The organism is Zoogloea sp. GDB6 (assembly GCF_056724105.1).
The window spans coordinates 4,356,745-4,376,387 of sequence record NZ_CM161497.1 but is presented as its reverse complement, the minus strand read 5'-3'; the positions used below and the strand labels follow the sequence as shown (position 1 = coordinate 4,376,387).

The 19,643-nt window shown below is 58.1% G+C and carries 28 protein-coding genes; all 28 read left to right on the top strand.

Annotated elements, in window-relative coordinates:
- Positions 1 to 28 precede the first annotated feature (28 nt).
- The 28 genes from rpoC to infA all read left to right on the top strand — a co-directional run bounded on the left by rpoC (position 29) and on the right by infA (position 19,631).
- On the top strand, positions 29 to 4,240 hold the full coding sequence (gene rpoC / locus AC1PQG_RS19930; RefSeq protein WP_481119512.1) for a DNA-directed RNA polymerase subunit beta': 4,212 nt from the start codon (positions 29 to 31) through the stop codon (positions 4,238 to 4,240).
- 131 nt (positions 4,241 to 4,371) lie between these two features.
- On the top strand, positions 4,372 to 4,749 hold the full coding sequence (gene rpsL, locus AC1PQG_RS19925) for a 30S ribosomal protein S12 (RefSeq protein WP_079432645.1): 378 nt from the start codon (positions 4,372 to 4,374) through the stop codon (positions 4,747 to 4,749).
- 33 nt (positions 4,750 to 4,782) lie between these two features.
- Positions 4,783 to 5,256, top strand: a complete 474-nt coding sequence (rpsG, locus tag AC1PQG_RS19920) for a 30S ribosomal protein S7 (protein WP_079432646.1) — start codon at positions 4,783 to 4,785, stop codon at positions 5,254 to 5,256.
- A 110-nt stretch (positions 5,257 to 5,366) separates the two neighbouring features.
- A complete protein-coding gene (gene fusA, locus AC1PQG_RS19915) occupies positions 5,367 to 7,463 on the top strand; it encodes an elongation factor G (protein WP_481119511.1) in 2,097 nt (698 codons plus the stop codon).
- 25 nt (positions 7,464 to 7,488) lie between these two features.
- Positions 7,489 to 8,679, top strand: coding sequence for an elongation factor Tu (tuf, locus tag AC1PQG_RS19910; protein ID WP_481117506.1), 1,191 nt, complete (start codon positions 7,489 to 7,491; stop codon positions 8,677 to 8,679).
- Positions 8,680 to 8,735: 56 nt separating this feature from the next.
- Positions 8,736 to 9,047, top strand: coding sequence for a 30S ribosomal protein S10 (rpsJ, locus tag AC1PQG_RS19905; protein WP_079432648.1), 312 nt, complete (start codon positions 8,736 to 8,738; stop codon positions 9,045 to 9,047).
- Positions 9,048 to 9,163: 116 nt separating this feature from the next.
- Positions 9,164 to 9,808 carry a 50S ribosomal protein L3 gene (gene rplC / locus AC1PQG_RS19900; RefSeq protein ID WP_481117516.1) on the top strand — a complete coding sequence of 215 codons (645 nt, stop codon included), beginning with the start codon at positions 9,164 to 9,166 and terminating at the stop codon, positions 9,806 to 9,808.
- Between the two features lie 11 nt (positions 9,809 to 9,819).
- The gene (gene rplD / locus AC1PQG_RS19895) at positions 9,820 to 10,440 is read left to right on the top strand and encodes a 50S ribosomal protein L4 (RefSeq protein WP_481119510.1); all 621 of its coding nucleotides are present in this window, start codon (positions 9,820 to 9,822) and stop codon (positions 10,438 to 10,440) included.
- Positions 10,437 to 10,742, top strand: coding sequence for a 50S ribosomal protein L23 (rplW, locus tag AC1PQG_RS19890; protein ID WP_079432650.1), 306 nt, complete (start codon positions 10,437 to 10,439; stop codon positions 10,740 to 10,742). The genes rplD and rplW overlap by 4 nt, the downstream gene beginning before the upstream one ends.
- Before the next feature lie 5 nt (positions 10,743 to 10,747).
- Entirely contained in the window at positions 10,748 to 11,575 is an 828-nt protein-coding gene (rplB, locus tag AC1PQG_RS19885) for a 50S ribosomal protein L2 (protein WP_481119509.1), read from the top strand.
- Positions 11,576 to 11,585: 10 nt separating this feature from the next.
- Positions 11,586 to 11,861, top strand: a complete 276-nt coding sequence (gene rpsS, locus AC1PQG_RS19880; protein WP_011767136.1) for a 30S ribosomal protein S19 — start codon at positions 11,586 to 11,588, stop codon at positions 11,859 to 11,861.
- Between the two features lie 12 nt (positions 11,862 to 11,873).
- A complete protein-coding gene (gene rplV, locus AC1PQG_RS19875; RefSeq protein WP_079432652.1) occupies positions 11,874 to 12,203 on the top strand; it encodes a 50S ribosomal protein L22 in 330 nt (109 codons plus the stop codon).
- Between the two features lie 9 nt (positions 12,204 to 12,212).
- Positions 12,213 to 13,037, top strand: a complete 825-nt coding sequence (gene rpsC / locus AC1PQG_RS19870) for a 30S ribosomal protein S3 (RefSeq protein WP_481119508.1) — start codon at positions 12,213 to 12,215, stop codon at positions 13,035 to 13,037.
- Positions 13,006 to 13,419 carry a 50S ribosomal protein L16 gene (rplP, locus tag AC1PQG_RS19865; protein ID WP_079432654.1) on the top strand — a complete coding sequence of 138 codons (414 nt, stop codon included), beginning with the start codon at positions 13,006 to 13,008 and terminating at the stop codon, positions 13,417 to 13,419. Before rpsC ends, rplP begins: the two co-directional genes overlap by 32 nt.
- A 3-nt stretch (positions 13,420 to 13,422) precedes the next feature.
- Complete coding sequence (gene rpmC, locus AC1PQG_RS19860) at positions 13,423 to 13,617, top strand: 50S ribosomal protein L29 (protein WP_079432655.1); 195 nt, start codon at positions 13,423 to 13,425, stop codon at positions 13,615 to 13,617.
- Positions 13,614 to 13,880, top strand: a complete 267-nt coding sequence (rpsQ, locus tag AC1PQG_RS19855; RefSeq protein WP_481119507.1) for a 30S ribosomal protein S17 — start codon at positions 13,614 to 13,616, stop codon at positions 13,878 to 13,880. The genes rpmC and rpsQ overlap by 4 nt, the downstream gene beginning before the upstream one ends.
- A 148-nt stretch (positions 13,881 to 14,028) precedes the next feature.
- Positions 14,029 to 14,397, top strand: a complete 369-nt coding sequence (gene rplN, locus AC1PQG_RS19850; protein WP_079432657.1) for a 50S ribosomal protein L14 — start codon at positions 14,029 to 14,031, stop codon at positions 14,395 to 14,397.
- 9 nt (positions 14,398 to 14,406) lie between these two features.
- Positions 14,407 to 14,721, top strand: a complete 315-nt coding sequence (gene rplX / locus AC1PQG_RS19845) for a 50S ribosomal protein L24 (protein WP_481117520.1) — start codon at positions 14,407 to 14,409, stop codon at positions 14,719 to 14,721.
- Between the two features lie 9 nt (positions 14,722 to 14,730).
- Complete coding sequence (rplE, locus tag AC1PQG_RS19840) at positions 14,731 to 15,270, top strand: 50S ribosomal protein L5 (protein WP_481117521.1); 540 nt, start codon at positions 14,731 to 14,733, stop codon at positions 15,268 to 15,270.
- A gap of 7 nt (positions 15,271 to 15,277) precedes the next feature.
- On the top strand, positions 15,278 to 15,583 hold the full coding sequence (gene rpsN / locus AC1PQG_RS19835; RefSeq protein ID WP_481117522.1) for a 30S ribosomal protein S14: 306 nt from the start codon (positions 15,278 to 15,280) through the stop codon (positions 15,581 to 15,583).
- Positions 15,584 to 15,596: 13 nt separating this feature from the next.
- Positions 15,597 to 15,992, top strand: a complete 396-nt coding sequence (gene rpsH / locus AC1PQG_RS19830; RefSeq protein WP_079432661.1) for a 30S ribosomal protein S8 — start codon at positions 15,597 to 15,599, stop codon at positions 15,990 to 15,992.
- A 12-nt stretch (positions 15,993 to 16,004) separates the two neighbouring features.
- Entirely contained in the window at positions 16,005 to 16,538 is a 534-nt protein-coding gene (gene rplF / locus AC1PQG_RS19825) for a 50S ribosomal protein L6 (protein WP_481119506.1), read from the top strand.
- 12 nt (positions 16,539 to 16,550) lie between these two features.
- The gene (gene rplR, locus AC1PQG_RS19820; protein WP_374486275.1) at positions 16,551 to 16,904 is read left to right on the top strand and encodes a 50S ribosomal protein L18; all 354 of its coding nucleotides are present in this window, start codon (positions 16,551 to 16,553) and stop codon (positions 16,902 to 16,904) included.
- Positions 16,905 to 16,916: 12 nt separating this feature from the next.
- Positions 16,917 to 17,444, top strand: coding sequence for a 30S ribosomal protein S5 (rpsE, locus tag AC1PQG_RS19815; protein ID WP_481117525.1), 528 nt, complete (start codon positions 16,917 to 16,919; stop codon positions 17,442 to 17,444).
- 3 nt (positions 17,445 to 17,447) lie between these two features.
- Entirely contained in the window at positions 17,448 to 17,630 is a 183-nt protein-coding gene (gene rpmD / locus AC1PQG_RS19810) for a 50S ribosomal protein L30 (RefSeq protein WP_481117526.1), read from the top strand.
- Positions 17,631 to 18,071: a 50S ribosomal protein L15 gene (gene rplO, locus AC1PQG_RS19805; protein WP_481117527.1), complete on the top strand. Its 441-nt coding sequence runs from the start codon at positions 17,631 to 17,633 to the stop codon at positions 18,069 to 18,071.
- 74 nt (positions 18,072 to 18,145) lie between these two features.
- A complete protein-coding gene (gene secY, locus AC1PQG_RS19800) occupies positions 18,146 to 19,408 on the top strand; it encodes a preprotein translocase subunit SecY (RefSeq protein ID WP_481123033.1) in 1,263 nt (420 codons plus the stop codon).
- A gap of 4 nt (positions 19,409 to 19,412) precedes the next feature.
- Entirely contained in the window at positions 19,413 to 19,631 is a 219-nt protein-coding gene (gene infA, locus AC1PQG_RS19795) for a translation initiation factor IF-1 (protein ID WP_153162180.1), read from the top strand.
- Positions 19,632 to 19,643: the final 12 nt, after the last annotated feature.

Sequence of the window (19,643 nt, the reverse complement as noted above, 5' to 3'; positions counted from 1 at the left end):
TGCGTGCTCACCCTGGATGGAGTGATTGATGAAAAGTTTGCTCGCTGATCTGTTCAAGCAAAGCCTGCCGAACGAGGAAGAGTTCGATGCCATTACCATCAGCCTGGCGTCTCCCGAGACGATCCGGTCCTGGTCGTATGGCGAAGTAAAGAAGCCCGAGACCATCAACTACCGGACTTTCAAGCCGGAACGTGATGGCCTCTTCTGTGCCAAGATCTTTGGCCCGGTAAAGGACTACGAGTGCCTGTGCGGCAAGTACAAGCGCCTCAAGCACCGCGGTGTGATCTGCGAGAAGTGCGGCGTCGAAGTGACGCTGTCGAAGGTCCGCCGTGAGCGCATGGCGCACATCGAGCTGGCCTCGGTGGTTGCTCACATCTGGTTCCTGAAGAGCCTGCCGAGCCGTCTCGGCATGGTGCTCGACATGACCCTGCGCGACATCGAGCGCGTGCTGTACTTCGAAGCCTACGTGGTCACCGATCCCGGCATGACTCCGTTGAACCGTGCCCAGATCCTGTCGGAAGACGACTATCTGGCCAAGGTCGAGGAATACGGTGACGACTTCATCGCGCTGATGGGCGCCGAAGGTATTCGCGAGATGTTGCGCAGCCTCGATCTCCCGCACGAGATCGAGAAGCTCCGCTCCGAGCTGGAAACCACCGGTTCCGAAGCGAAGATCAAGAAGATCTCCAAGCGCCTGAAGGTGCTGGAGGCCTTCCAGCAGTCCGGTATCAAGCCGGACTGGATGATCCTCGAAGTGCTGCCCGTGCTGCCGCCGGACCTGCGTCCGCTGGTGCCGCTGGATGGCGGCCGCTTCGCGACTTCCGACCTGAACGACCTCTACCGTCGCGTTATTAACCGGAACAACCGTCTGAAGCGTTTGCTCGAGCTGAAGGCGCCGGAAATCATCGTCCGCAACGAAAAGCGGATGCTGCAGGAGTCCGTCGACTCCCTGCTCGACAACGGTCGTCGCGGCAAGGCCATGACCGGCGCCAACAAGCGTCCGCTCAAGTCCCTGGCCGACATGATCAAGGGTAAGGGTGGTCGCTTCCGTCAGAACCTGCTGGGTAAGCGGGTCGACTACTCCGGCCGTTCGGTGATCACCGTGGGCCCACAGCTCAAGCTGCACCAGTGCGGCCTGCCCAAGCTGATGGCTCTCGAGCTGTTCAAGCCCTTCATCTTCAACAAGCTGGAGCTGATGGGGCTTGCGACCACCATCAAGCAGGCCAAGAAGATGGTGGAAGGCCAGGAGCCGGTGGTGTGGGACATCCTCGAAGAGGTGATCCGCGAGCATCCTGTAATGCTGAACCGTGCGCCGACGCTGCACCGTCTGGGTATCCAGGCGTTCGAGCCGACCCTGATCGAAGGCAAGGCACTGCAATTGCACCCGCTGGTCTGTGTGGCCTTCAACGCCGACTTCGACGGTGACCAGATGGCCGTTCACGTGCCGCTGTCGCTGGAAGCGCAGATGGAAGCCCGCACGCTGATGCTGGCCTCCAACAACGTGCTGTCCCCTGCCAACGGTGAGCCGATCATCGTGCCGTCCCAGGATATCGTGCTGGGTCTGTACTACGCGACGCGTGTTGGCGTGAATGCCAAGGGCGAAGGCCTGGCCTTTGCCGACGTGGGCGAAGTCAAGCGCGCCTACGAGTCGGGGCAGGTGTCCCTGCACGCCAAGGTCATTGTCCGTCTGAAAGAATGGGACCTGGGGCCGGAAGGCGAGACGATCGAGAAGATCACCCGCCACGAGACCACCGTCGGCCGTGCGATTCTGTCGGAAATCCTGCCAGCTGGCCTTCCCTTCAGCGTGCTGCAGAAGCCGATGAAGAAGAAGGAGATCTCCAAGCTGATCAACGCTTCCTTCCGTCGCTGCGGCCTGAAGGCCACCGTGATCTTCGCCGACAAGCTGATGCAGGCCGGTTTCGGTCTGGCGACGCGCGCCGGTATCTCGATCGCCGTGAAGGACATGCTGGTGCCCGAACTGAAGCACCCGCTGATCCAGGCTGCCGAACAGGAAGTCAAGGAAATTGCTCAGCAGTACACCTCCGGTCTGGTGACCGACGGTGAGCGCTACAACAAGGTGGTGGATATCTGGGGTCGTGCCGGTGACCAAGTCGCAAAGGCGATGATGGACCAGCTCGGCCAGGAAAATGTAGTCGATCGTCACGGTAATACCGTGAAGCAGGAGTCCTTCAACTCCATCTACATGATGGCCGACTCCGGGGCGCGGGGCTCTGCGGCGCAGATCCGTCAGCTGGCCGGTATGCGGGGCCTGATGGCGAAGCCGGATGGCTCCATTATCGAAACGCCTATCACGACCAACTTCCGCGAAGGTCTGAACGTTCTGCAGTACTTCATTTCCACCCACGGTGCCCGTAAGGGTCTGGCGGATACGGCGCTGAAGACCGCGAACTCCGGTTACCTCACCCGTCGTCTGGTGGACGTGACGCAGGATCTGGTGGTCATCGAGGACGACTGCGGTACCAAGAGCGGCTTCCTGATGAAGGCGCTGATCGAAGGTGGTGAGGTCGTCGAGCCGCTGCGCGACCGTATCCTCGGCCGTGTCACGACCGACGATCTGGTCAACCCGGACAGCCAGGAAACCATCATCGAAGCCGGCACCATGCTGGACGAAGATGCCGTCGAGCTCATCGAGAGCGTTGGTCTCGACGAAGTCCGCGTGCGCACCCCGCTGTCCTGCGAAACCCGCTACGGTCTTTGCGCGAAGTGCTATGGCCGCGATCTGGGCCGTGGTTCCCTGGTGAATGCCGGTGAGGCGGTCGGCGTGATCGCCGCGCAGTCGATCGGTGAGCCGGGTACCCAGCTGACGATGCGTACATTCCACGTGGGTGGTGCTGCATCCCGGGCTGCGGCGGCAAGCTCCGTCGAAGCCAAGTCCGCTGGTGTGATCCGCTTTACGCAGAACATGCGTTACGTGGCCAACGCCAAGGGCGAGAAGATCGTCATCTCCCGTTCGGCCGAAGTCGTCGTCACTGACGAAATGGGCCGCGAGCGCGAACGCCACAAGATCCCGTACGGCGCCACGCTGTCGGTCGACGAGGGGGTGGTGATCAAGGCTGGCACGCAACTCGCAACGTGGGATCCGCATACCCGTCCGATCATCACCGAGTACGCCGGTTTCGTTAAGTTCGAGAACGTGGAAGAGGGCGTCACCGTCGCCAAGCAGATCGACGAAGTGACCGGCTTGTCCACGTTGGTGGTCATCGATGCCAAGCGTCGCGGTGCCAGCTCGGCCAAGGGCGTGCGTCCGCAGGTCAAGCTGCTCACCGAAACCGGTGAGGAAGTGCGGATCGCTGGGACGGAACATGCTGTGTCGATCACCTTCCAGGTCGGTTCGCTGATCACTGTGAAGGATGGTCAAGAAGTTTCCGTGGGTGATGTGCTGGCACGTATCCCGCAGGAATCCGCGAAGACCCGCGACATTACCGGTGGTCTCCCGCGTGTGGCAGAACTCTTCGAGGCGCGTGCCCCGAAGGATGCCGGTGTTCTGGCCGAGGTGACGGGTACCGTTTCCTTTGGCAAGGATACCAAGGGCAAGCAGCGTCTCGTGATCACCGAGCCGGATGGCGCGGTTCACGAGTTCCTGATCCCGAAGGACAAGCACGTCATGGTTCACGACGGTCAAGTGGTGAACAAGGGCGAGCTGATTGTCGATGGTCCGGCGGACCCGCACGATATCCTGCGTCTGCAGGGCGTCGAGGCATTGGCCCGCTACATCATCGACGAAGTGCAGGACGTGTATCGACTGCAGGGCGTGAAGATCAACGACAAGCACATCGAGGTGATCGTTCGCCAGATGCTGCGTCGTGTGGTGATCACGGACCCGGGCGATACCGGTTTCATCCGCGAGGAGCAGGTCGAGCGTGCGGAAGTCCTGGACGAGAACGATAAGATCGTCGTCGAAGGCAAGTTGCCAGCCAACTACAGCTACCTGTTGTTGGGTATCACGAAGGCGTCCCTGTCTACGGACTCGTTCATCTCCGCCGCATCCTTCCAGGAAACGACCCGCGTGCTGACCGAGGCAGCAATTCTCGGCAAGCGTGACGAGCTTCGTGGCCTCAAGGAAAACGTCATTGTCGGTCGTCTCATCCCGGCGGGTACCGGTTTGGCCTATCACCGGAATCGTAAAGCCCAGACGCTGGGTGAAGATCTTGGTGAAGGGCATGCTTGGGAGCCTCGGGTCGAGGCCTCGGAAGCCGAAAATGCCCCGCATGCTGGTTGACGAAAACTTGACGAAGGCGATATACTCCGGCCTCTTTTTGCGGACTGGCCAATCGTAGTCAGTCGCAGCCGGAATAACCATCCGAGGCGGTCCCTGGCGGGCTGCCTCGGTGTTTTGGGAAATTCTTAGCTATGCCAACAATTAATCAACTCGTTCGTAAGGGCCGGCAAGCGCCCGTTTCCAAGAGCAAGGTTCCTGCGCTCGAGGCTTGCCCGCAAAAGCGTGGTGTTTGTACCCGCGTTTACACCACCACTCCGAAGAAGCCGAACTCAGCCCTGCGTAAGGTGGCCAAGGTTCGTCTGACCAATGGCTTCGAAGTGATTTCCTATATCGGTGGTGAAGGCCACAACCTGCAGGAACACTCGGTTGTGCTGATCCGCGGCGGCCGGGTTAAGGACTTGCCTGGTGTGCGTTACCACATCGTTCGTGGCTCCCTTGATCTGCAAGGCGTCAAGGATCGTAAGCAGTCCCGTTCGAAGTACGGTGCCAAGCGCCCGAAGAAGTCTTAATTGTCGGCATTCAGAGAATAGCGAGAGTCAATCATGCCCCGTCGTCGTGACGTACCCAAGCGTGAAGTTCTGCCCGATCCGAAGTTCGGTAGCCAGGACGTTTCCAAGTTTATCAACGCCATCATGCAAAGCGGCAAGAAGTCTGTTGCTGAGCGCATCGTCTATGGCGCTTTTGATGCCATCGTTGCCAAGGCTGCTGGCAAGGACCCCCTCGAGGTGTTCTCCGCTGCGTTGAGCAATGTTCGTCCGGTCGTGGAAGTCAAGAGCCGCCGTGTTGGCGGTGCCAACTACCAGGTGCCCGTCGAAGTGCGTCCGGCTCGTCGTATGGCTCTGTCCATGCGCTGGCTGCGCGAAGCTGCCCGTAAGCGCTCCGAGAAGTCCATGGCTCAGCGTCTGGCCGGCGAGCTGCTCGAGGCTGCCGAAGGTCGCGGCGCCGCGATGAAGAAGCGTGAAGAAGTGCACCGCATGGCAGAAGCCAACAAGGCCTTCTCGCACTACCGCTTCTGATCTTCGACGAAGTCCAAGTCGGGCCCTGAAAGGGGCTCGACTTATTTGTAAGTATCTGTACGGGCTCCGTTGTGCGGGGTTCGCAAATTCAGGAAGGCAAGGTTAGCACTGTGGCACGGAAGACCCCGATCGAGCGCTACCGTAATATCGGTATCTCGGCTCACATCGACGCCGGCAAAACGACCACGACGGAACGCATCCTTTACTACACGGGTGTGAACCACAAGATCGGTGAAGTTCATGATGGCGCCGCCACCATGGACTGGATGGAGCAAGAGCAGGAGCGGGGTATTACCATTACCTCCGCCGCGACCACTTGCTTCTGGAAGGGCATGGAAATGAACCTCCCGGAGCATCGCTTCAACATCATCGATACTCCGGGACACGTGGACTTCACTATTGAGGTCGAGCGTTCGATGCGCGTGCTTGACGGTGCCTGCATGGTGTACTGCGCCGTGGGGGGTGTTCAGCCTCAGTCTGAAACCGTGTGGCGTCAGGCTACCAAGTACAAGGTCCCCCGCCTTGCCTTCGTGAACAAGATGGACCGCTCCGGCGCCAACTTCTTCAAGGTCGTCGACCAGATGAAGACTCGCCTGAAGGCCAATCCGGTTCCGGTTGTGATTCCTATCGGCGCTGAAGATACCTTCACCGGCGTGGTCGACCTCATCAAGATGAAGGCCATTCTTTGGGATGAGGCTTCCCAGGGCATGAAGTTCGAGTATGTCGACATCCCCGCCGAGCTGGAGGCTGATGCTCAGTCTTGGCGCGAGCAGATGGTCGAGGCGGCTGCTGAGGCTTCCGAGGAGCTCATGAACGAGTACCTCGAGAACGGTGACCTGTCCGAAGAAAAGATCAAGCTTGGTCTTCGTACCCGCACCATCGCCTGTGAAATCCAGCCGATGCTGTGCGGTACCGCGTTCAAGAACAAGGGTGTGCAGCGCATGCTGGACGCCGTCATCGAATTCCTGCCGTCCCCGGTCGATATTCCGCCGGTCCAGGGTGAAGATGATGACGGTAAGCCTGTCGAGCGGAAGGCTTCCGATAGCGAGAAGTTTGCTGCGCTGGCTTTCAAGCTGATGACCGATCCGTTTGTTGGTCAGCTGACTTTTGTGCGCGTGTACTCCGGTGTGCTGAACTCTGGCGCCACCGTCCTGAACTCCGTTAAGGACAAGAAGGAGCGCATCGGCCGTATTCTGCAGATGCATGCCAATGAGCGTGAAGAAATCAAGGAAGTTCTGGCTGGCGACATCGCTGCTTGCGTGGGTCTGAAGGAAGTCACCACGGGTGAAACCCTGTGTGATCCGGATGCGCCGATCATTCTTGAGCGCATGGAATTCCCGGATCCGGTTATTCACGTCGCTGTCGAGCCGAAGACCAAGGGCGACCAGGAAAAGATGGGTATCGCTCTGGGTCGTCTGGCTGCGGAAGATCCGTCTTTCCGCGTGCGCACCGACGAAGAGTCCGGTCAGACCATCATCTCCGGTATGGGCGAACTGCACCTCGAGATCATCGTTGATCGCATGAAGCGTGAATTCAACGTTGAAGCCAACGTTGGTGCCCCTCAGGTTGCTTATCGCGAAGCCATCCGCAAGGCGGTGGAGCAGGAGGGCAAGTTCGTCAAGCAGTCCGGCGGTCGTGGTCAGTTCGGTCACGTGTGGATCAAGCTTGAGCCGAACGAAACCGGCAAGGGCTACGAATTCGTCGATGCGATCAAGGGTGGTGTCGTTCCCCGTGAATACATCCCCGCCGTCGACAAGGGCCTGCAGGAAACGCTGCCGAATGGCGTGCTGGCCGGTTTCCCGGTGGTCGATGTCAAGGTCACGCTGTTCGATGGTTCCTACCACGACGTTGACTCCAACGAAAACGCCTTCAAGATGGCTGCGTCCATGGCATTCAAGGATGCAATGCGCAAGGCCAACCCGGTTCTGCTTGAGCCGATGATGGCGGTCGTTGTTGAGACGCCGGAAGACTACATGGGTAACGTGATGGGCGATCTGTCCTCCCGTCGCGGCATCGTTCAGGGTATGGATGACATTCCTGGCGGCATGAAGGAAGTCAAGGCTGAGGTGCCGCTGGCCGAGATGTTCGGTTACGCTACGCAGCTCCGCTCCCTGACCCAGGGTCGTGCGACCTACTCCATGGAGTTCAAGCACTACTCTGAAGCGCCGAAGAGTGTCGCGGAAGCCGTTATCAGCAATCGCAAGTAATTAATCGAAACTAGAGGATCAAGCAATGGCAAAGGAAAAGTTCGAGCGGAAAAAGCCGCACGTGAACGTTGGCACGATTGGTCACGTTGACCATGGCAAGACCACGCTGACGGCTGCGATCACGACCGTTCTGTCGCGCAAGTTCGGCGGTGAGGCGAAGGCCTACGACCAGATCGATGCTGCGCCGGAAGAAAAGGCTCGTGGTATCACGATCAATACTGCGCACGTCGAATACGAAACCGAAACCCGTCACTACGCTCACGTTGACTGTCCGGGTCACGCTGACTACGTGAAGAACATGATTACCGGTGCTGCCCAGATGGATGGCGCGATCCTGGTGTGTTCCGCGGCTGACGGCCCGATGCCGCAGACCCGTGAGCACATCCTGCTGGCCCGTCAGGTTGGTGTGCCGTTCATCATCGTCTATCTGAACAAGTGCGACATGGTTGACGACGAAGAGCTGCTCGAGCTGGTCGAAATGGAAGTGCGCGAGCTCCTCTCCAAGTACGACTTCCCGGGCGACGATGTGCCTATCGTCAAGGGTTCCGCCCTGAAGGCGCTGGAAGGCGATCAGTCCGACATCGGCGAGCCCTCCATCTTCCGTCTGGCTGATGCTCTGGATTCCTACATCCCGACCCCGGAACGTGCCATCGATCTGCCCTTCCTGCTGCCGATCGAAGACGTGTTCTCCATCTCTGGTCGTGGTACGGTGGTGACCGGTCGTGTCGAGCGCGGCATCGTCAAGGTTGGTGAAGAAATCGAGATCGTCGGTATCAAGCCGACCGTCAAGACCACCTGCACGGGCGTGGAAATGTTCCGCAAGCTGCTGGATCAAGGTCAGGCTGGCGACAACGTTGGTGTGCTGCTGCGCGGCACCAAGCGTGAAGACGTCGAACGTGGCCAAGTGCTGTGCAAGCCGGGCTCCATCAAGCCGCATACCCACTTCACCGGTGAAGTGTATGTGCTGTCGAAGGAAGAGGGTGGTCGTCACACTCCGTTCTTCAACAACTACCGTCCGCAGTTCTACTTCCGTACTACGGACGTGACCGGTTCGATCTCCCTGCCGGAAGGCACCGAGATGGTTATGCCGGGCGACAACATCTCCATGACCGTCAAGCTGATCGCTCCGATCGCCATGGAAGAAGGTCTGCGTTTCGCCATCCGTGAAGGCGGTCGTACCGTCGGCGCCGGTGTGGTTGCCAAGGTTATCGAGTAATACCTTTCCGGGTGCGGCGCATGGTGTGCCGCACCGTCTGCTCTTTGGGAAATAACATGCAAAACCAAAAGATCCGTATCCGCCTCAAGGCTTTCGACTACAAGCTCATTGATCAGTCCGCTCTTGAGATCGTGGATACCGCGAAGCGCACCGGCGCAGTCGTCCGTGGCCCTGTGCCTCTGCCGACCCGCATCGAGCGCTTCGACCTGCTGCGCTCCCCGCACGTCAACAAGACTTCCCGTGACCAGTTCGAGATTCGTACTCATCTGCGTCTGATGGATATCGTTGATCCCACCGACAAGACCGTCGACGCGCTGATGAAGCTCGATCTGCCGGCCGGTGTTGACGTCGAAATCAAGCTGCAGTAATCGAATCTATTGCGCTCATGGCGCAAGGGCCGGTATAATCCGGCCCTTGCGCTTTTTGGCGCAGTTTGTGATGACAATCGGTCCTGGTCAATCGCAACCAGGGTAAGGAGAATAAAATGAGTCTAGGCCTTGTCGGGCGCAAGGTGGGCATGACTCGCATTTTTGCCGAGGATGGTCAATCCATTCCGGTGACTGTGCTGGATGTGTCCAATAACCGTGTGACCCAGATCAAAACGGCTGAAACGGACGGCTATTCCGCCGTTCAGGTGACCTTTGGCGTTCGGCGTGCTAGCCGCGTCAATAAGGCGGCTGCCGGGCATCTTGCCAAGGCAGGTGTCGAAGCTGGTCATGTTTTTAAGGAATTCCGTGTCGATACCGATCGCTTGGCTTCTCTGAAGGCTGGCGATGTAGTTGGTGTCGATATTTTTGCGGTCGGTCAGAAGGTCGATGTGAGCGGCGTTTCGATTGGTAAGGGCTATGCCGGTACCATCAAGCGTCACAATTTCGCCTCCGGTCGTGCGACCCACGGTAACTCTCGTAGCCACAACGTTCCGGGCTCCATCGGTATGGCGCAGGATCCGGGCCGTGTGTTCCCCGGTAAGCGTATGACCGGTCACCTCGGTGCCGCGAATACCACGGTGCAGAACCTCGAAGTGGTTCGCGTCGATGTTGAGCGCGGTCTGCTGTTGGTTAAGGGCGGCGTGCCCGGTCATGACGGTGCCGACGTGGTTGTTCGTCCGGCTGTCAAGGCTGGCAACTGAGGGGAAGCGCGATGGAACTGAAGCTGTTGAATGAACAGGGCCAGCCGTCTGCAACCCTGCAGGCGTCCGACGCACTGTTCGGCCGTGAATACAACGAAGCCCTGATTCATCAGGTCGTCGTTGCCTATATGGCCAATGCCCGTTCTGGCAATCGTGCCCAGAAGGGTCGTGACGAAGTTGCTCATACCACCCACAAGCCGTGGCGTCAGAAGGGTACCGGTCGTGCCCGTTCCGGTATGAGCTCCAGCCCGATTTGGCGTGGGGGCGGTCGTGCCTTCCCGAACAAGCCGGACGAGAACTTCTCCCATAAGGTTAACCGCAAGATGTACCGTGCCGGTGTGGCTGCCATTCTGTCGCAGCTCGCTCGTGATGGTCGTCTGTCGGTTGTTGAAGGCTTTGCCGTCGAGGCTCCGAAAACCAAGCTTCTGGCTCAGAAGCTGAAGAATCTCGGCCTGGAATCTGTGCTCGTGATCACGGATTCCTTCGACGAGAATCTTTACCTGTCGTCCCGGAATCTGCCGAACGTGCTCGTGCTGGAAGTTAGCGAGACCGATCCGGTGTCCCTGGTGCGCTTCCCGAACGTGCTGGTCACGAAGGGTGCCGTCGCCAAGATGGAGGAAATTTGGCAATGAGCGCATTCAAGGAAGAGCGTCTGCTGCAGGTGTTGCTCGCCCCGCAGATCTCTGAGAAGGCGACCCTGATCGCCGACAAGAACGAGCAGGTCGTTTTTCGCGTTGCCAGTGACGCCACCAAGCCTGAAGTCAAGGCTGCAGTCGAGCTTCTGTTCAAGGTGGAAGTGAAGGCTGTCCAGGTTGCGAACGTCAAGGGCAAGCAAAAGCGTTTCGGCAAGGTTTTTGGTCGTCGTAAAGACTGGAAGAAGGCTTACGTCAGCCTCAAGCCGGGCCAAGAAATCAACTTCGCGGCCGGGGAGTAAGCAAGATGGCACTCGTTAAAGTCAAACCGACTTCCGCTGGCCGCCGTGCCGTGGTCAAGGTGGTTAACGCTGGCCTTCATAAGGGCGCGCCTGTCGCGTCTCTGGTGGAGAAGCAGTCGAAGACCGCTGGTCGTAACAACAACGGCCACATCACCACGCGTCACAAGGGTGGTGGTCACAAGCAGCACTACCGCGTCGTCGACTTCCGTCGCAACAAGGATGGCATCGTCGCCAAGGTCGAGCGTCTCGAGTATGACCCGAACCGCTCCGCCAACATCGCTCTGCTGTGCTACGCCGATGGTGAGCGTCGTTACATCATCGCGCCGAAGGGGCTGGTTGTCGGTCAAACCGTGGTGAGCGGTTCCGAGGCTCCGATCAAGGCTGGTAACGCGCTGCCGATCCGGAATATCCCGGTTGGTACGACGCTGCACTGCGTTGAAATGATCCCGGGTAAGGGCGCTCAGCTCGCGCGCGCTGCTGGTACTTCCGTCCAGTTGCTGGCTCGTGAGGGTATCTACGCTCAGGTTCGTCTGCGTTCCGGTGAAATCCGCCGCGTGCACATCGAGTGCCGCGCGACCATCGGTGAAGTGGGTAACGAAGAGCACAGCCTGCGCAAGATCGGCAAGGCCGGTGCGAATCGTTGGCGTGGTATCCGCCCGACCGTTCGCGGTACGGCTATGAACCCGGTTGATCACCCGCATGGTGGTGGTGAAGGCCGTACCGGCGAGGGCCGCGTGCCTGTCAGTCCGTGGGGTCAGCCGACCAAGGGTTATCGTACCCGTAGCGTCAAGCGTACCGACTCCATGATTGTTCAGCGTCGGCACAAGCGATAAGAGGTAAGACATGGCACGTTCTATTAAGAAGGGCCCGTTCATCGACGCTCACCTCCTGAAGAAGGTGGATGCGGCTCGGGCCTCGAATGACAAGCGCCCGATCAAGACCTGGTCGCGTCGCTCCACTGTGCTTCCGGATTTTGTAGGTCTGACCATTGCCGTGCATAACGGTCGTCAGCATATTCCGGTGTACGTTTCCGAAAACATGGTTGGTCACAAGCTCGGCGAATTTGCGCTGACCCGTACGTTCAAGGGTCACGCGGCGAGCAAGAAGGCCAAGCGCTAAGGGGTAATGACAATGGAAACCAAAGCCATTCTCCGCGGCGTTCGACTGTCGGAACAAAAGGGCCGCTTGGTGGCGGACCTGGTGCGCGGCAAGACTGTTGAGCAAGCGCTGAATATCCTGACCTTCTCGCCCAAAAAAGGCGCGAAGATCATCAAGAAGGTTGTCGAGTCTGCCATCGCCAACGCCGAGCATAACGACGGCGCCGATATCGACTCGCTGCGTGTCAAGACGATCTACGTCGAGCAGGGCATGACGTTGAAGCGTTTTACTGCACGTGCGAAGGGTCGTGGCAACCGGATCAGCAAGCCGACCTGCCATATTTACGTGACGGTCGGAGAGTAAGGAGAACCCATGGGACAGAAAATCCATCCGACTGGCTTTCGCCTGGCGGTAACGCGTAACTGGGGCTCTCGTTGGTTTGCTGCTGGTAGCGACTTCTCCACGATGCTCAACGAGGACCTGAAGGTTCGCGCGCATCTGAAGAAGAAGCTTGCCCACGCTTCCGTGAGCCGTGTTGTTATCGAGCGTCCTGCCAAGAACGCCCGTATCACCGTTTTCAGCGCCCGCCCGGGCGTTGTAATCGGCAAGAAGGGTGAGGACATCGAGAAGCTGAAGGCTGATCTGCAGGGCATCATCGGTGTGCCGGTGCACGTCAACATCGAGGAAGTGCGCAAGCCCGAGACTGATGCTCAGCTGATCGCTGATTCCATCGCTCAGCAGTTGGTCAAGCGGATCATGTTCCGTCGCGCGATGAAGCGTGCGATGCAGAACGCCATGCGTCTGGGTGCCCAGGGCATCAAGATCATGAGCTCTGGCCGCCTGAACGGCGCGGAAATCGCCCGTACCGAGTGGTATCGTGAAGGTCGTGTGCCCCTGCACACCCTGCGTGCCGACATCGATTACGGTGTTTCCGAGGCTCACACGACCTATGGTGTCATTGGCATCAAGGTTTGGGTTTACAAGGGCGAGGCGCTCGCCCGCAACGAGCAGCCTGCTGCGACGGAGAACGAGGGCGAAGCCCGTCGTGGCCGTCGTCGCAATGAGGGTGCCGACAGCAAGCCGGGTGCCAAGCGGCCCGCGCGCCGCACTGGCGGCGATCAGGCTGATGGCGCAAAACGGACCAAGAAAGAAGCGGGAGTGAATGATGCTGCAGCCGTCGAGAAGGAAGTATCGTAAGGAGCAAAAGGGCCGCAATAAGGGTCTCGCCACCCGCGGTGCCAAGGTTAGCTTTGGCGAGTACGGTCTGAAGGCGGTTGGGCGTGGTCGTCTCACTGCTCGTCAGATTGAGTCTGCCCGTCGTGCGATGACCCGTCACATCAAGCGTGGTGGTCGCATTTGGATTCGTGTGTTCCCGGACAAGCCGATTTCTCAGAAACCGGCAGAAGTGCGGATGGGTAACGGTAAGGGTAGCCCGGAGTATTGGGTTGCTGAGATTCAGCCCGGCAAGGTTCTCTACGAGATGGATGGTGTTGATGAGGCCCTGGCTCGTGAGGCGTTCCGTCTTGCTGCCGCCAAGCTTCCGATCGAAACCGTCTTTGTTGTCCGGATGGTGGGGTAAATCATGAAAGCTTCGGAATTGCAGGCGAAAGACGCCGGCCAGCTCAACGCTGAACTGCTCGAGTTGCTGAAGGCTCAATTCAGCCTTCGCATGCAGCTTGCTACGCAGCAGCTGGGCAACACTTCGCAGCTGGGCAAGGTTCGCAAGGATATTGCTCGGGTCAAGACCATTCTTCGTCAGAAGGCGGGTGCGAAATGACTGAACAAGTGAAAAACAAGCGCGTCGAAGTCGGCCGCGTTGTCAGCGACAAGATGATGAACACTGTGACCGTTCTGGTCGAGCGTCGTGTGAAGCATCCGCTGTACGGCAAGGTGATCAAGCGCACTGCCAAGTACCATGCCCACGTCGAGGCTGGTGTTGCGAAAGAAGGCGATCTCGTCGAAATCGAGGAAACCCGCCCGATCTCCAAGACCAAGACCTGGCGAGTGACGAAGGTTCTCGAGCAGGTTGTGGCGGTTTAAGTAGTTGATGTTGTAGAAATGGCTTGCCAAGTGATTGGCAAGCCATTATTATTGCTGTCTTTGCTCTTGCACGGTTCCGTGTAAGTCCAATCAACCCGAACGGGATCCAAAACTGGTCGCGTCTTGCGAGCCAAGTTGGAGAGTGTAAATGATCCAAATGCAAACGATGCTTGACGTCGCCGATAATACCGGCGCGCGTCACGTGATGTGCATCAAGGTGCTGGGCGGCTCCAAGCGTCGCTACGCCGGTGTTGGTGACATCATCAAGGTGAGTATTAAAGATGCGGCCCCTCGTGGTCGTGTCAAGAAGGGCGATGTTTACAGCGCCGTGGTGGTTCGTACCGCCAAGGGTGTGCGTCGCCCGGATGGCTCGCTCATCAAGTTTGATCGCAATGCTGCGGTCCTGCTTAACAACAAGGGCGAGCCGATTGGTACGCGTATCTTCGGGCCGGTTACGCGCGAGCTGCGTACCGAAAAGTTCATGAAGATCGTCTCCCTGGCGCCTGAAGTTCTCTAAGGGGTTATTGTGAATAAGATTCGCAAAGGCGACGAAGTCGCCGTCCTTACGGGCAAGGACAAGGGTAAGCGCGGTACCGTTCTGCGTGTTCTGGAAGGTGCTGTTGTCGTTGAAGGCATCAACCGCGTCAAGAAGCACGTGCGCCCGAACCCGATGAAGGGTCAAGTTGGCGGTATCGTCGAAAAAGAAATGCCGATCGACACCTCCAATGTGGCGCTGTTCAATGCGGCCACCCAGAAGGCTGATCGCGTTGGCTTCAAGGTGCTTGAGGATGGTCGCAAAGTGCGCGTCTTCAAGTCCAATGGCGAAGTAGTGGATGCGTAAGGGGTAGTCATGGCGCGCCTGCAAGAATTCTATAAAGAGACCGTTGCGCCTGAACTTCTCACGAAGTTCGGCTACAAGTCGGTCATGGAAGTACCCCGTATCACCAAGATCACCCTGAATATGGGTGTTGGTGAGGCGGTGGGTGATAAGAAGGTTCTCGACTACGCCGTTGGCGATCTGCAGAAGATCGCTGGCCAGAAGCCGGTGACGACCAAAGCGAAGAAGTCCATCGCGGGCTTCAAGATTCGCGATGGTTACCCGATCGGTTGCATGGTCACCCTGCGTGGCCCCCGTATGTTCGAGTTCCTCGATCGTCTGGTTACGATTGCCATGCCGCGTATTCGCGACTTCCGTGGTATCGCTGGCAAGGGTTTTGACGGTCGTGGCAATTACAACCTGGGCGTCAAAGAGCAGATCATTTTCCCGGAAATTGAGTACGACAAGATCGATGCTCTGCGCGGGATGAATATCAGCATCACGACGACGGCCAAGACGGACGACGAAGCGCGCGCTCTGCTCGCCGCGTTCAAGTTCCCTTTCAAGAACTGAGGGTGATATGGCGAAACTGTCTCTGATCCAGCGCGAAGAGAAGCGCGCAAAGACGGTTGCGAAGTATGCAGCCAAGCGCGCTGCTCTGTTTGAGCAGATCAATAACGCCAAGCTGTCCGACGAAGAGCGCATGGTCGCCCGTCTGCAGCTGCAGCAGTTGCCGCGCAACTCCAGTCCGAGCCGTCAGCGTAATCGCTGTGAGCAAACTGGTCGCCCGCGTGGTGTTTTCCGTAAATTCGGTCTGTGCCGTAACAAGCTGCGTGAAGTTGCCTTCCGCGGTGAAGTTCCTGGTATGACCAAGGCAAGCTGGTAAGGGGTCGATAGATATGAGCATGTCTGATCCGATCGCCGATATGCTGACGCGTATTCGTAACGCTCAGCAGGCGCAAAAGAGCTCTGTCGCGATGCCTTCCTCCAAGCTGAAGGTTGCAATCGCGAAGGTTCTGCAGAGCGAAGGTTACATCGATGATTTCGCTGTGACTGAAGCTTCCGGCAAGGCCGAACTGGCCCTGTCCCTGAAGTACTATGCCGGTCGTCCGGTTATCGAGCGCATCGAGCGCGTGAGCCGTCCCGGTCTCCGCGTTTACAAGGGCAGTGATGATTTGCCCCGCGTGATGAATGGCCTTGGTGTGGCAATCGTGTCCACTCCCAAGGGTGTGATGACTGATCGTGCTGCGCGCGCTGGCCGTCTCGGCGGCGAAGTGCTGTGCCTCGTGGCTTAAGGGGAGAGTGCAATGTCCCGTGTAGCCAAGAATCCTGTTGCCGTTCCGGCTGGTGTGGATGTCACTGTCGGTGGCGGCCAGATCGTTGTGAAGGGCCCTCTGGGTACGTTGACCCAGGCTCTGCATCCTTCGGTTAAGGTCGAGCGTCAGGGTGATGCCCTGCAGTGCTCCGCTATCGAAGGCGCTGTTAATGCCAAGGCGATGTCCGGCACTGTTCGTGCGCTGGTCAACAACATGGTGACCGGTGTTTCCAAGGGCTTTGAGCGCAAGCTCAACCTGGTGGGCGTGGGCTATCGTGCTCAGGCTCAGGGCGACAAGCTGAATCTGAGTCTCGGCTTTTCGCACCCCGTGGTGCACCAGATGCCTGCCGGTATCAAGGTTGAGACCCCGTCTCAGACCGAGATCCTCATCAAGGGTGTCGACAAGCAGGTCGTCGGCAAGGTCGCCGCTGAAGTGCGTGCGTATCGTGCTCCTGAGCCTTATAAGGGCAAGGGTGTTCGTTACTCCGACGAAGTGGTCACCTTGAAAGAAACCAAGAAGAAGTAAGGGCGGATCATGATCACCAAGAAGGAAACGCGTTTGCGCCGTGCACGGAAAACCCGTGCCAAGATCGCGGAAATGAAGGCAGTCCGTCTGTCCGTGTTCCGCTCCAATTCTCACATCTACGCGCAAATTATCGCGGGTTGTGGTTCCAAGGTTCTGGCGGCTGCTTCGACCGTAGAGGCCGATGTGCGTGCCCAGGTTTCTAACGGTGGCAACAAGGCCGCTGCTGTGGTGGTCGGCAAGCTGATCGCCGAGCGTGCCAAGGCTGCTGGTGTTGAGGCTGTTGCGTTTGATCGCGCTGGCTTTCAATACCATGGCCGCGTGAAGGCGCTTGCCGATGCCGCCCGCGAAGGCGGATTGAAGTTCTAAGCGAGGTTTAGCATGGCTAAGCAGCAAGGTAATAAAAAAGTGCAGGCCTCCGAGGAGCGCGACGACGGCCTGCGCGAAAAGATGGTATCCATCAACCGAGTGACCAAGGTTGTAAAGGGCGGCCGGATTCTCGGTTTCGCTGCACTGACCGTGGTCGGTGATGGTGATGGCGGCATTGGCATGGGCAAGGGCAAGTCCCGCGAGGTCCCGGTTGCCGTGCAGAAAGCAATGGAAGAGGCTCGTCGCAAGATGGCCAAGGTCTCCCTGAAGAACGGCACGCTGCATCACTCCGTGATCGGCAAGCATGGTGCTTCGTCTGTGTTGATGCAGCCGGCCCCGCAGGGTACCGGTATCATCGCTGGCGGCGCTATGCGCGCTGTGTTCGAAGTGATGGGTGTGACGGACATCATCGCCAAGTCCATCGGGTCCACCAACCCGTACAACGTGGTGCGTGCGACGCTGAATGGCCTCCTGGCCACCAACGCTCCTTCCGTCATCGCTGCCAAGCGTGGCAAGACGGTCGAAGAGATTCAGGGGTAAGTCATGTCCGACAAGAAACTGAAGGTGACGCTGGTTAAGAGCGTTATCGGCACGAAACAGTCCCATCGTGCAACCGTGCGCGGTCTTGGGCTCCGTCGTCTCCACCATACGGTGGAACTGCAGGATACTCCTGCAATTCGGGGCATGATTACCAAGGTCGCTTACCTCGTTAAGTTGGAGGCTTAAATGCGCCTGAATGCGATTAAACCTGCGGCTGGTGCTAAGCACGCTGCAAAGCGCGTTGGTCGTGGTATCGGTAGTGGCCTGGGTAAGACTGCTGGTCGCGGTCACAAGGGTCAAAAGTCCCGTACCGGTGGTTTTCACAAGGTGGGCTTCGAAGGCGGTCAAATGCCTATGCAGCGTCGGCTGCCGAAGCGTGGCTTTGTGTCGTTGACTCGTGCTCGTATCGGTGAAGTTCGCCTTTCCGAGCTTGAGGCTCTGCCGGTTGAGGATGTTGATCTGCTGGTGCTTCAGCAAGCGGGTATTGTTGCTGCTGATGCGCTCGCTGCCAAGGTTGTGCTGTCCGGCGCCATCACTCGCAAGGTGAACCTGCGTGGCGTGGCTGCGACCAAGGGTGCCAAGGCAGCTATCGAAGCTGCTGGTGGTTCCGTCGAGTCTGCCGAGTAAGAAGGTTCAGCGTGGCGAACCAACAGTCCGCACTGGCGGCGCCTGGTAAGTTCGGGGACCTCAAGCGACGTTTGATGTTCTTGTTGGGCGCGCTGATCGTTTATCGCATCGGCGCGCACATCCCGGTTCCCGGGATTGATCCAGTTGCCTTGGGTGATCTGTTCAAGAGTCAGAAGGGGGGCATCCTCGGAGTTTTCAATTTGTTCTCCGGGGGGGCGCTTTCTCGTTTCACTATCTTCGCGCTTGGGATCATGCCGTACATTTCGGCGTCGATCATCATGCAGTTGCTGACAGTTGCGTCTCCGCAGCTGGAGGCTTTGAAGAAGGAAGGTGAGGCAGGACGACGGAAGATCACTCAGTTCACTCGCTACGGTACGCTGGCGTTGGCTCTATTTCAGGGCCTGGGTATAGCGGTGGCTTTGGAGTCGCAGCAAGGCTTGGTCATTGAGCCTGGATTTACGTTCCGTTTCGTGACTGTGTCCACGCTAGTTACCGGGACAATGTTCCTGATGTGGCTTGGAGAGCAGATCACCGAACGTGGCCTGGGTAACGGCATTTCGATCATCATTTTTGCCGGCATTGCAGCAGGTCTTCCCAATTCCCTGGGCGGATTGTTTGAGTTGGTGCGGACTGGAGCAATGCATCCTTTCACCGCATTGGTGATCTGCGTACTGGTCGTGGTGGTGACGGGGGTCGTGGTCTTTGTTGAACGCGGTCAGCGGAAGATTCTGGTCAATTATGCTAAACGGCAGGTGGGGAACAAGATCTATGGTGGTCAGAGTTCTCATCTGCCTCTGAAGCTCAATATGGCTGGTGTCATTCCTCCGATTTTTGCGTCCAGCATCATTTTGTTCCCGGCGACCCTTGCTCAGTGGTTTGGTTCGTCCGAAAAGATGGCGTGGTTGAAGGATCTCGGCTCGACACTGGCTCCTGGGCAGCCCATCTATGTGATCTTGTATGCGACGGCTATCGTGTTCTTCTGCTTCTTCTACACGGCGTTGGTCTTTAGTTCCAAGGAGACCGCAGATAACTTGAAGAAGAGTGGGGCATTCGTTCCGGGGATTCGTCCGGGCGAGCAGACTGCACGTTACATCGACAAGATCCTGATGCGACTGACCTTGGCGGGCGCTGTTTACATCACGCTTGTTTGTTTGTTGCCCGAGTTTCTGATCCTGAAGTGGAATGTTCCTTTCTATTTCGGTGGGACTTCCTTGTTGATCATCGTGGTGGTGACGATGGACTTCATGTCCCAGGTTCAGGCGTACGTGATGTCCCACCAGTATGAGAGCCTTTTGAAGAAGGCTAACTTCAAGGGTTCGCGGGTTCCGCTCAAATAGTCTTATGTCGAAGGAAGATTACATCGAAATGCAAGGTGAGGTTCTCGAGAATCTCCCTAACGCAACCTTCAGAGTCAAGCTTGAAAACGGCCATGTCGTTCTGGGCCATATCTCCGGGAAGATGCGTATGCATTACATTCGTATTCTTCCCGGTGACAAGGTTACCGTGCAGTTGACCCCGTACGATTTGAGTAGAGCCCGGATCGTTTTCCGCGCGAAATAACAGAAAGAGTAG